The sequence below is a fragment of the Bradyrhizobium sp. UFLA01-814 genome (genome assembly GCF_046718885.1).
GTDB classification, from domain to species: Bacteria; Pseudomonadota; Alphaproteobacteria; order Rhizobiales; family Xanthobacteraceae; genus Bradyrhizobium; species Bradyrhizobium elkanii.
In genome coordinates this window covers 62,624-74,355 of sequence record NZ_JAQOSR010000005.1, presented here as the reverse complement: position 1 = coordinate 74,355, position 11,732 = coordinate 62,624, and the positions used below count along the sequence as shown (strand labels likewise).

Genomic DNA, 11,732 nt, shown 5'->3' with positions numbered 1-11,732 from the left:
CCACACTGATCGACGAGCGGATTCATGAAGATTGCAATGGTTGGAACGGGATATGTAGGTCTCGTATCCGGAGCGTGTTTTGCCGATTTCGGCCATCAGGTCGTTTGCGTCGACAAGGACGCCGGCAAGATCGAAGCCCTGAAGCGCGGCAAGATCCCGATCTACGAAACTGACCTCGATAAGCTCGTCGAGACCAACGCCGCGGCCGGACGGCTGACCTTCACGACGGAGCTCGCGGGCGCCGTTGCGGACGCCGATGCCGTGTTCATCGCGGTCGGAACGCCCTCGCGGCGCGGCGACGGCCATGCAGACCTGAGCTACGTCTATGCTGCCGCCAAGGAGATCGGCGCGGCGCTCAAGAAGTTCACCGTGGTGGTGACCAAGTCGACCGTGCCCGTGGGCACCGGCGACGAGGTTGAACGGCTGATCCGCGAAACCAATCCCGACGCCGATTTCGCCGTTGCGTCGAACCCCGAATTCCTGCGCGAAGGCGCCGCAATCCAGGATTTTCGCCATCCCGACCGGATCGTCGTCGGCACCGAGGACGATCGGGCCAAGAGGGTGATGGGCGAAGTCTATCGTCCGCTCTATCTGAACCAGGCGCCGATTCTCTATACCGCGCGACGCACGGCTGAATTGATCAAATACGCCGCAAATGCCTTCCTTGCCACCAAGATCACCTTCATCAACGAGATCGCCGATCTCTCCGAGAAGGTCGGGGCGAACGTGCAGGAGGTCGCGCGTGGCATCGGGCTCGACAACCGGATTGGAACCAAGTTCCTGCATGCCGGCGCCGGCTATGGCGGCTCCTGCTTCCCGAAGGACACCCGTGCGCTGTTCAAGACCGCGCTCGACCACGACGTCCAGCTGAAAATCGTCGAAGCCACGCTGACCGCGAACGACAACCGCAAGCGCGCGATGGCGCGCAAGGTCGCCAACGTGCTCGGCGGAGAGCTGCGCGGCAAGACCATCGGCGTGCTTGGCCTGACCTTCAAGCCCGATACGGACGACATGCGCGAGGCCCCCTCGATCCCGCTGATCAACGGCCTGATCGACTTCGGCGCCAAGGTTCGCGCCTACGATCCCATCGGCATGGAGCAGGCGCGCAAGGAATTGCCGGAGATCGAGTACTGCAAGGATGCCTATGAATGCGCTCGCCAGGCGGATGCGCTGGTGATCGTGACCGAGTGGCGCCAGTTCCGCGCGCTCGATCTCAAGCGCATCAAGCAGGAGATGAAGCATCCGGTCGTCGTCGACCTGCGCAACATCTACCGTCCGGACGAGATGGCCACGCACGGCTTCACCTACGACAGCATCGGTCGGCCGCGCTGAGCGCTCGCGCCTGGCGACGATAGCCGCCGGTCGGTTCAATCCTGGAGCCTTGGTTCTGATCAAATCAGAACCAAGGCTCTTTTCTTGTCTGACGCGTTTTCTTCACGCACGCCGGCATCCGCTTCCGAAGCCGTCCTAAGCGTGGGCGGGCGCGCCGAGCTGGACAAATGCATCCAGTTCGCGCGCCAGCGCTTCCTGCCAGGTCGGCATCGCTACGCCGAACTGCGCCTTCAGCCGCGACAGATCCAGCCGCGAATTGCCCGGACGCACCGCCTTGGTCGGAAAATCGGCCGCTGCGATCGGAGCGACGCTCTCGACCGCCAGCGTGACGCCGCGAGACCTCAGCCCGCCGACAATGGCGGTTGCGAAGCCGTGCCAGCTGGTTTCGCCCGCGCAGACGAGATTGACGACACCTCCCCTGCGTACGAGCTGATCGTGCAACGTGGTGAGGTTCGGCAGGACGATGCCGGCGACCGCACCGGCGATCGCTGATGCCGTGGTCGGCGCACCGATCTGATCGGCCACGATCCGCAGCTCCTTACGCTCGCCGGCGAGCCGCGCGATGGTGCGCAGGAAATTCGTGCCCTTTGCGGCATAAACCCATGAGGTGCGCGCGATCAGGTGCGCCCCGCCTGCTGCCTGGATCGCGACATCACCGGCAAGCTTGCTGGCGCCGTAGACCGACAGCGGTTCGGTCGGGCTGTCCTCGCGCCAAGGCCTGTCGCCCGAACCATTGAAGACGTAATCCGTGGAGAAATGCACCAGCGGCACGCGGTTCGCCGCAGCCCATTTGGCGATTACTTCAGGTCCCTTGGCGTTGACCAGGAACGCCAGCTCACGCTCGTCCTCGGCGCGATCGACGGCGGTATAGGCCGCCGGATTGATGATGAGATCGGGCTTCAGACTCTCAAGCTGGCTCGTCAACATCTCCGGCTTCGACAGATCGAACTCCGCAGTGGGCGGCGCGATGATCGTGCCGTGGCTTTCCAGCAGAGGCTTGAGCGCACTGCCAACCTGGCCGCGTGTTCCCGTCAACAAGATCCGCATCAGATTTGTCCATAGGTCGGAAGATTGCTGGCGTCGGCCAGGAGCGGCGCGTCCGCATCCTTGGCCGACAGCTGTGGCTTGTCGACGCCCCATTTGATCCCGATCGCGGGATCATTCCACCGGATCGAGAGCTCGTCCTTGGGGCTGTAGAAATCATCGCATTTGTAGAAGAAGTCGGCGGTCTCCGAGAGCACCACGAAGCCGTGGGCGAAGCCGCGCGGCACCCATAATTGCCGGCGGTTGTCCTCGCTCAATTCGACCGCGACGTGCTTGCCGAAATTCGGACTGCCGACGCGCACGTCGACGGCAACGTCCAGCACCTTGCCGCGCAGCACGGTCACGAGCTTGCCCTGGGTGAGTGGGTTTTGCAGATGCAACCCGCGCAGCACGCCATAGGCCGAGCGGGACATGTTGTCCTGCACGAAGGGACGCGTAATGCCGTGCTCGACATAACGCGGAGACTGGTAGGTCTCGAGGAAGAAGCCGCGCTGGTCGCCGAACAGCTTCGGCTCGACGATCAGGACTTCAGGAAGCTCGGTCTTGATGACGTTCATCTAACATTTGTTCCAGTTTGACGCGCTTGAAATGTTAATTTCCCTCTCATAACAAACTTGTGCAGCGCACGCTATATGTTATGTTCTGATAGTCAAATTGTGAGGGACCATGAAAGGCATTATCCTTGCCGGTGGCACCGGCTCGCGCCTCTATCCGGTGACGACAGTCGTCTCCAAGCAACTGCTGCCCGTCTTCGACAAGCCGATGATCTACTATCCGCTGTCGACGCTGATGCTGGGCGGAATCCGCGATATCCTGATCATTTCCACGCCGCAGGACAAGCCGCTGTTCCAGCGCTTGCTCGGCGACGGCAGCGAGATGGGTGTCCGGTTCGCCTATGCGACGCAGGAGACCCCGCGGGGTCTTGCCGACGCCTTCATCGTCGGACGCGACTTCATCGGCGATGACTCTGTTGCCCTTGTGTTAGGGGATAACATTTTCTACGGCCACGGCCTGCCGAGCATGCTGTCCGCCGCCTCGATCCGCAAGAAGGGCGCCACCGTGTTCGGCTACGTCGTGAACGCGCCGGAGCAGTACGGCGTGATCGAGCTGGACGGCACCGGACGGGCATTGTCGATCGAAGAGAAGCCGAAGCGGCCGAAGTCCAACGTCGCGGTCACCGGCCTCTACTTCTACGACAATGATGTGGTCGACATCGCGGCCGGCATCAGGCCATCGCCGCGCGGCGAGATCGAGATCACCGACGTCAACAAGGCCTATCTCGAGCGCGGCGACCTCTATGTCGAGGTGCTCGGCCGCGGCTTTGCATGGCTCGACACCGGCACCCATTCCTCGCTGGTCGAAGCCAGTCACTTCGTCCAGATCCTGGAGCAGCGCCAGGGCCTGCGCATCGCCTGCCCCGAGGAGATCGCGCTGCGCCAGGGCTACATCTCGCTCGAAGCCTTCGCGAGGGTCGCACAGAAGACCGCCAAGAGCAGCTACGGCGAGTACCTGCTGTCGGTCTACCGCTCATTCCACGGCGAGCCCCGCGCGGCGGAGGTATTCAAACATGCGGTTTAAGGGATCGACGATTTTCGTCACCGGCGGCGCCGGCTTCATCGGCTCCGCCGTGGTCCGTCACCTGCTGCGCGACACCCACGCCCGCGTCGTCAACATCGACAAGCTGACCTACGCGGCAAACCTGGCCTCCCTGCCCCGTGCCGCCGAAAGCCTGAACTACACCTTCGAGAAGGCCTGCATCTGCGAGGCACAGAACCTGCGCCGGCTGTTCGAGAAATATCAGCCCGATGCGGTGATGAACCTTGCCGCGGAAAGCCATGTCGACCGCTCGATCGACGGCCCCGGCGAATTCATCCAGACCAACATCGTCGGCACCTTCACGATCCTGCAGGAGACGCTGCGTCACTGGCGTTCGCTCTCGCCCGAGAAGCGCGACCGGTTCCGCTTCCTGCATATCTCGACCGACGAGGTGTTCGGTTCGCTCGGCGACGAAGGGCTGTTCACCGAGACCACGGCGTATGCGCCGAACTCGCCCTATTCGGCCAGCAAGGCATCGTCCGATCACTTGGTGCGGGCCTGGCGCGAGACCTACGAGCTGCCGACCCTGGTGACCAACTGCTCCAACAATTACGGCCCCTATCACTTCCCGGAAAAGCTGATCCCGCACATGATCATCAAGGGGCTCGCCGGCGAGCCGCTGCCGGTCTATGGCGACGGCAAGAACATCCGCGACTGGCTGTTCGTCGAGGATCACGCCAAGGCGCTGACGCTGGTGCTGGAGCGCGGCGAGGTCGGCGAGACCTACAATGTCGGCGGCCGCAACGAGCGCACCAACCTGCACGTGGTCGAGAGCATCTGCGACCTGCTCGACGAGGTCGTGCCGGCCGCAGCAGGCCCGCGCCGCCAGCTGATCAATTTCGTCGCCGACCGGCCCGGCCACGACCGCCGCTACGCGATCGACGCCACCAAGCTCGAAACCGAGCTCGGCTGGCGCGCCGAGGAGAATTTCGAGACCGGCATCGCCAAGACCGTGCGCTGGTATGTCGACGAGCAACCTTGGTGGCGTTCCATCCTGGAGGGCGGCTACAAGGTGGAGCGCGTCGGCCTGAACCAGTAGTCGCCGATCACCGCGGATCATCAGCGACGGCGGCAGCGCCGATCATCGTGAGACTTGCGGAATAATCCCTCGGCCGGAAGATGTCCGGCCGATCGGGTGCAAGGACGTAAGCCTTGGCGACCGCGACTCGGCGTTGATGACTTGACGTTGCTGAACTGCGGCGCGGCCTGAATATGCAAACCTGAATATGCAAAGACGTGCTGGCATCAGACACGTCCAACGCCCCCGGTGAGGAGAGATTGTCCCGGGGGCTGCGAACAACGAGGAGACGTCAATTGCTACCAAGAATGTCGCGGGAAGAAGCGGAACTGTTCTTGTCGTTTGTGAGAAACAGCCGCGATTACGTCGAATTCGGCACAGGCGGAAGTACGGTCATCGCCTCAAAGCACGTCACGAACTCGATATTGTCGATCGATTCCTCACAGGACTGGCTGGATCAGGTTGATCGTGCGTGCGCCGCAGCTCGTACGAAGCCTCATTTGACGTTCATCGACATCGGACGGACTGGCGATTGGGGTTTCCCGGTCGACCCATCAACAAAGCCGCGTTGGCCGGACTATCACTCGACCATCTGGGAAACGCCGCAAAGCGCGGATGCTGATCTGTATCTCGTCGACGGTCGTTTCAGGGTCGCATGCTTCGCCCAGATCGTCCTGCACTGCGGCCCGTCTGCAATCATCGGCATGCACGACTTCAGCTCTCGCCCCGCCTATCACTGCGTCAGAGAGATCGCTCGCGAAATCGCGACGGCCGGCGATATGTCGTTCTTCATGCCGCTTGCGAAAAGAGAGGCTGCCCAAGCCATCCTTCAGTCGTTCAGCGGAGAGCCGTCCTGACCGGCGAGTTCTCCCGATAGACATCAAAGGCGACGTTGCACCATGGCTTGCCGCCTGGGCGTTAAAGGCGGCAATGCCCCGGCGAAGCGGGCAGATCCCACCTCAAGAAGGCAGTGTTTGCGCGCATAGCGCGTCAAAGGACGCGGCGAACTCGGCAAAGACGCGCTCCTCGGTGGACGACGCAAATTCAACTTTGCCCGACTGATCAATTCGCATCGAGCCGGTTCCCAAGGGAGCCGTCTCGGGACCGCGGTCCTCTCGAAGAGAGAGCATCCGCTTGATCTCGGTCACGTACAGCTTCTCGTTCTCGGTCGCCCGCGATATATCCCGCTCCAATACTTTCTCAAGGGAATCCCCGCGCTGCATGAATCCGCGGGCAATCAGCTTGTTTAGATTGGCGCGGATCCGCTGCGCGGGCGACAAGGTCGCCATATGCAGCAGGAAAAATCCAAACAACGGCGCGGGAGGCTTCTTTCCCTTGGCGATCTGGCAGTTGTGATTCACCTCTCCCGAGAAAGGCGCGGCAGCCGATCGGATCAACGGCTTACCCCAGGTGAGGCCATTCCGGAGCGTGCCCAAATCGGTGCCGCACAACATTCTGTCGCGATAGGAAGGCGCGTTGTACAGCCAAGTCGACGGGATAAACGCACCACCGTCCTTGTCGCTCAGGTGACGCAATATTGAAGCGTCGCTCGTGAAGCGCTCGCCATCATAGAACGCCAGAAACTCGTCCGTATCCAGGAAGCAATGGAAATCGGAAGAAGCCGACAGGCTGGCGTAAAGCTCCTCGAAGTTTTTGGGATTGTGCAGATTGTTGTGAAATCCGCCGAAACTCGCGATCAGCAAGTTCGGCCCCAGCTCTTCGTAAACCGACAAGACCTTGCTGTCGGAAGATCCATTGTCAAAAATGATCAGGTTCGCATCGCCCACGATTTTCCTGTGATGGTCTACCCAATCCGCAAGGAAAAACGGATCATCCTTGGTCTTGAGAACGATCTTGAGCGCGCCATGGCTGCTCCGGATGCGATCGCAAATCGCCGTAGATTCATTTTCCCATGCAACCAGCTGCATCAAACACGGTCCCTGTGCGTTGCAATCAACATCGACTGGTTTTAGCCAATCTAAGCTCATCGCGCAGAAAAAGTTTGGCCAATCATTAGCCGCACTGTCAGTGGATCATTAGGGCGTTTTTGAAGAGAATCAACAGGATGTTTGGGAAAACAACGGCGAGCGCTCGAAGATGCTGACACGACGATTGTTTCTGGCCCTGGGCTCAGCTGGAGCCCTTAGCTATACGGTTGAGCGCGCCCTGGCCGCCCAGCAAGTGGCTGCGCGCACCGACCGGCCTCTGGTGGGCGCGCTACGGTGGGACGCCTGGTATGCGCCCGGATCAACGCCAACGAAGGCGGTGGAAACATCGCTCTCTCCGCAGCAGTACCATTGGCGGGTTCCGTTCTTTGCGAAGGAGACCACTGGAAAGAGCCGCAGTGAGATTGCCTTTCCGGAGATCACGCAACAGACGATCGACAAGGAAATCAAGCAGGCCGTTTTCGCAGGCATCGACTACTGGGCGTTTGTCGCCTACGGCTCCGCCGATCCGATGTCGAGGGCTCTGAAAATCTTCAGGGAAAGCCCGATCAAGAATGAGATTTCGTACTGCATCTTTACCGAGTTCCCTCGATGGGGCTCCCACGACAAGGTTAGCCCACTGATTGAGGAACACGTCAAACTCATGGGCGACAGCAACTACCTGAAAGTAGCGGGCGGAAGACCGCTGTATTTTCTCGGCTTCATACATGTTGGCGACGTTGAAAAACGATGGGGTGGGTTCGAGAACCTTCGCGCCCAGATCGAGCAATTCAGAGCGCGTGTAAAGGCCGCAGGACACAGAGATCCGTACCTGGTGCTCACCGGCGACAAGAAACTGCTCAATGAACAGGGCGCTTTCCTGACTGCCGACGCGGTCAGCTCCTATGCCGGCGTTTACGGGAGCGTCCGTGGCTCCTACGCCGACCTCACGCGCGGCGCGGAGCGAGACTGGAATGAACTAGCCAAGAGCCGGCTTCCTGTCATCCCCACCGTGATGACCGGCTGGGACCGCCGTCCACGCATCGAACGCCCAGTGCCTTGGGAAGCCAAGCAGCGCCCCGGCGTCGGAATGGAAAACTTCTTCATTGCGCCGACCGGGGCAGAGCTGTCGGATCACCTGCATCGCTCGATCGAATGGAGGGCTGCTCAGCCGGGTGAGATGAAGTCTCCTGCGATCCTGATTTATGCCTGGAACGAAAACGACGAAGGCGGATGGCTTGTCCCCACCTTGCCCTGCAAGACCGAGCGCCTGGAGGCCTTGCGCAAGGTCCTGAAAGACCCGCAATCCAAGCAAAGGCCAAACCTTTGCTAGCTCTGATGTGCTGAGGCTGGCGCCCGCGAGCTTCTTCAGCTGCGAGCTTCTTCAGCCGTGACCTGGCGGCAGCCGTGACTTGGCGCGTGATCTGGCGTCAGCCGCGTTGTGCTAGCGCCATTCGGCCGGGACCGTCCATTGGTTCAGCTCAACGGTCCTGTGCTCGGCAAGATAAGGTGCGTAGAGCTGCCGCATCCAGAAGCGGAAGTTCGGGTAATTCCTGATCAGCTTGTAGAACGCCTCCCCCATGTTGAGCGGACTGAGACAGGTCCCGTTCGGTGGCTTGGACGTCATCGCGCGCAGCGAATAGCTGTGCATGCAAGCCCGCGTTTCGCTTTCGGCCACCGAACTTAGTCCACGGAAGCTGTTGGTTGCATGCAATCGATACATGTATTGATCGGATTCCACGTATTTTGGTTCGACGATCGTGATCGCACGCAGCGCGAATTCCCAATCGTGACAATATTTGAGGTCCGCGAACCACCCGGCCTGCCGCAACAGTTCGGCGCTCAACACAAAATTTCCCGTCGAGGCGGCGATCTGCGACTCCAGGAAGGACCACGACAGCGGGCGATCGGCACTTACCGCTTGACTGGTTGCGTATCTGAGACGCGCCGGAAACTGAAAGCTCTTGATGGACTTCCCGTTCTCGTCGATGGGTTCGATCGCGGAGAAGCCGAAGAACAGCTTTTCAGCGCCATGGCGGCCGACAAATGTCTCGACCCGCTCTTTCGAAAACGCGTCGTCCGAATTGAGCAGGAAGAGCATGTCGCCCTTTGCAAGCGACAGCGCGCGATTCCAGGTAAAGTGAGCCCCCATGTTGGTGGGATTCTTGAGCAGTTTGCACGATGCAAAACGCTTGGCGAACGACTTCCGCTTCAGAAGCCTTTCGGCCAGTTGGAAGCTGTTGTCCGGCGAATTGTCGTCGACAATGATCAGCTCAAGTTTGGGATAGGTCTGGTCGAAGACCGTCTCGAGACAGTGCTCGAGATAGGCCTCGTGCTTGTAACAAGCAATCACCACGCTGGCTAACATAGGACTCTCAACTCAATGCCGAACGACCAGGGAATGGCTTGATCCAACCAGCAGGTTTTCTCCTTCGCCAACCTCAAGCATCGAAAGCCTGTACTCTCCGTCCGGCAGTCCCTTGAGCATGAAGCTGACCTCGAAGCCGAAGCAGCACTCCCGCGCGGTCGCCTTCATATACTCCGTAACGTCCATTCGCTCGTGCCAATCGATGACGAGGCAGTACCCGCTTTTGCCGGCGTTCGTCTCTCCTTCCGGAGACAACACCAGAAACGAGATGCGGTTTCTCAGGGGCTCGAAGCCATCCTTGGCAAACACCCACCCTCGGACCAGCACTCTGTAGCGCGGGTCCACCACCACGCGCTCCTCCGTTTGCGAATTGATATTCTCGATCACAAACATCGAGCCATCCGGACTTGCGATGGCTCCCTCAATTTCGACCGGCAGGCCTTCGCGAATGCTCTGGAATCCGGTGAGCGCGACTTCATTGCGCTGCAAATTGGCGAGTACCTCGACATGAACTGCAGCGCTCTTGATCGTCTGCTCGAGCTCCGATCTGCTCAAGCAGTCGAGCAGGGCGGAGTTCGAGCGCAGTTCTGCCGAGATCGACTCGCCGGCAGACACACGTCTGACGACATCGAGATAGGCACGGCCGAAACGCGAGTCCGGCTCCAGGTGGGCTCCCTCGGCCCATTCGTTCCACGAATTGATGAAGACGATCGGCTGTTCGAAAGAACTCCGGCGAGCCCGCTCGGTTGCCTCACGAAGCCAGACTTCGAACGCCTCGGGGCTTGATCTGACGAACACGTGTCCACGCGAGCCCTTGCGCGGCGTGTTGTCCCAGCGCGGCATCACGGTTGGAAAGAACGGAAACTCATAGACCTTGCCGAGCGTCGAACGCATGGCTTCAAGATAGTCGTAGAGCTTGCCGGAGAACTCCGTCGGCGTCTCGACCTCCGCTCGGCTCAGCTCCCGCGCATTGACGGTATGAGGCGGGAATTCCACGGCGGCATCGCAATGGAATTCTCGTGGATCGAACTCGCCGAAAGTCATCGCATTGCAAATCAGCAATTCGCCGATGCCGAGTTGCCTTGCACGCACACGCCAGGTCTGGAACAGGCGTTCCTTGTCCGGGATCAGCGAGGGACGGTAGACGAGAAGTATCTTGCGACCGTCAACGGTGATGTAGCGATCATCCAGGAGGATATCGGCCATATCGTCGATGAAGCGAACATCATCCTCGAGGGAGTGGTTCTGGCCGAGCAGGAGCTCGGTATCAGAACCATCCCATCGCCGTGACCAGTTTTCGTTCGCCCAGCAGATGCAGAACGGGATGTTCGGCTCTCCGTCCTCCAGCAAAAGCCTCAGCGGCCGCTCGAGCAATCTTCGCCCCTGAAACCAGTAGGCGTAGTAGCAAAAGCCGTGAACGCCGTAACGGCGAGCCAAGTCCGCCTGCTGCTGGCGAGTCTCGACCAGTCTCATGTCATAGAAGCCGAGATCCGCGGGCAGCCACGGAGACTGGTGCGTGGGAAACTGCGGACGCATCTGGGAGACGTTGGTCCATTCGGTGAAGCCAGGACCCCACCAACGGTCGTTCTCCGCAAATGAATGGAATTGCGGCAGATAGAAGCAAACGTAGCGCACCTCCTTCACGGAGGCGGCGCCTGCCATGGCGGCAACCAGTTTCTTGTCGTTGTTCGGAAACAGCAGATCGTCGTAATCGTCGGTCGAGAATCCGAGCGCGACGACCACCTCGTTCGACTCGAGTTTCTCGAACAGCGGTATTTCGTAATATTCGCCGTCGTTCAGGCTGATGCGCAGGTAGATCTGCACAGGCTTGCGTTCCAGCAGCGTATTCTTCAGGGCGCGAGCCAAACGACGGCGCACGCCCGGCGTGGATAGGTTGATGCGAAATCCGGGACGCCCGATCACAGTGTGCGGACCGACGCTGGCCGGCACGGACCGGCCTGTCCGCCCCTCTTCGACACAGTGGGAAGCAACGAAAAGCGATATCGCAACGGTCGAAGCAGGCGACTGCGCATCCACAATCCAGCCGGAGATCACTCGCCCGGAGTGCTCGAGGATCGCACCACGCAGCCTCGGTCCCGACTGGAGATCGCCGACATCGGGATCCAGGAATACGCTCTGCGATTGATCGTCCTGCTGAACCGGACTGGCAACGGGCAACATATCCTTCGTATCCCTGACGCTCCGTTCCACCATCTTGTTCATCGCTTCTCAAGCTCCTACCAACGTCTAACGTTGGTTCCAGTTTCTTTCTCAGCCGTGCGGAAGATCGATATCCCGAGATCGCGTTGCCGTTCGAACCTGCCCCGGATCGTGACCTGATGCTTATCAGTCAACTTCACACAACCACAATGAGTATTTGTTGGCGACGTCCACATTAACGCAATCTCTCTGTCGTCGATATGAAAGCCACCGTTAGTTCTGCCCAGAT

10 protein-coding genes are annotated in these 11,732 nt (G+C 60.1%); 5 read left to right on the top strand and 5 right to left on the bottom strand.

Features of this window, described 5'->3' with window-relative positions:
* The first annotated feature begins 24 nt into the window (after positions 1-24).
* Entirely contained in the window at positions 25-1,332 is a 1,308-nt protein-coding gene (locus PMN64_RS02845; RefSeq protein WP_028345284.1) for a UDP-glucose dehydrogenase family protein, read from the top strand.
* A 135-nt stretch (positions 1,333-1,467) separates the two neighbouring features.
* Here PMN64_RS02845 and rfbD read toward each other — a convergent pair whose 3' ends face one another.
* Positions 1,468-2,379: a dTDP-4-dehydrorhamnose reductase gene (rfbD, locus tag PMN64_RS02840; protein WP_411779639.1), complete on the bottom strand. Its 912-nt coding sequence runs from the start codon at positions 2,377-2,379 to the stop codon at positions 1,468-1,470.
* Positions 2,379-2,933, bottom strand: coding sequence for a dTDP-4-dehydrorhamnose 3,5-epimerase (gene rfbC, locus PMN64_RS02835; RefSeq protein ID WP_016841672.1), 555 nt, complete (start codon positions 2,931-2,933; stop codon positions 2,379-2,381). The genes rfbD and rfbC overlap by 1 nt, the downstream gene beginning before the upstream one ends.
* A gap of 109 nt (positions 2,934-3,042) precedes the next feature.
* Between rfbC and rfbA the strand changes: the two genes are divergently transcribed.
* The 3 genes from rfbA (at position 3,043) to PMN64_RS02820 (ending at position 5,847) form a co-directional block, all read left to right on the top strand.
* Positions 3,043-3,954, top strand: a complete 912-nt coding sequence (gene rfbA / locus PMN64_RS02830) for a glucose-1-phosphate thymidylyltransferase RfbA (protein WP_028345286.1) — start codon at positions 3,043-3,045, stop codon at positions 3,952-3,954.
* Positions 3,944-5,011, top strand: a complete 1,068-nt coding sequence (gene rfbB, locus PMN64_RS02825; protein ID WP_028345287.1) for a dTDP-glucose 4,6-dehydratase — start codon at positions 3,944-3,946, stop codon at positions 5,009-5,011. Before rfbA ends, rfbB begins: the two co-directional genes overlap by 11 nt.
* 287 nt (positions 5,012-5,298) lie before the next feature.
* Positions 5,299-5,847: a hypothetical protein gene (locus PMN64_RS02820; protein WP_411779638.1), complete on the top strand. Its 549-nt coding sequence runs from the start codon at positions 5,299-5,301 to the stop codon at positions 5,845-5,847.
* Between the two features lie 102 nt (positions 5,848-5,949).
* On the opposite strand, the gene PMN64_RS02815 is transcribed toward PMN64_RS02820, so the two are convergent.
* Positions 5,950-6,918 (bottom strand): hypothetical protein, encoded by a 969-nt coding sequence (locus tag PMN64_RS02815; protein WP_411779637.1) that lies wholly within the window; start codon positions 6,916-6,918, stop codon positions 5,950-5,952.
* Between the two features lie 169 nt (positions 6,919-7,087).
* Between PMN64_RS02815 and PMN64_RS02810 the strand changes: the two genes are divergently transcribed.
* Positions 7,088-8,248: a hypothetical protein gene (locus tag PMN64_RS02810; protein ID WP_411779636.1), complete on the top strand. Its 1,161-nt coding sequence runs from the start codon at positions 7,088-7,090 to the stop codon at positions 8,246-8,248.
* A gap of 111 nt (positions 8,249-8,359) precedes the next feature.
* On the opposite strand, the gene PMN64_RS02805 is transcribed toward PMN64_RS02810, so the two are convergent.
* Both PMN64_RS02805 and PMN64_RS02800 read right to left on the bottom strand, forming a co-directional pair.
* Positions 8,360-9,283 carry a glycosyltransferase family 2 protein gene (locus PMN64_RS02805; protein ID WP_028345291.1) on the bottom strand — a complete coding sequence of 308 codons (924 nt, stop codon included), beginning with the start codon at positions 9,281-9,283 and terminating at the stop codon, positions 8,360-8,362.
* A 12-nt stretch (positions 9,284-9,295) separates the two neighbouring features.
* Positions 9,296-11,506 (bottom strand): glycoside hydrolase family 99-like domain-containing protein, encoded by a 2,211-nt coding sequence (locus PMN64_RS02800; RefSeq protein WP_411779635.1) that lies wholly within the window; start codon positions 11,504-11,506, stop codon positions 9,296-9,298.
* Positions 11,507-11,732: the final 226 nt, after the last annotated feature.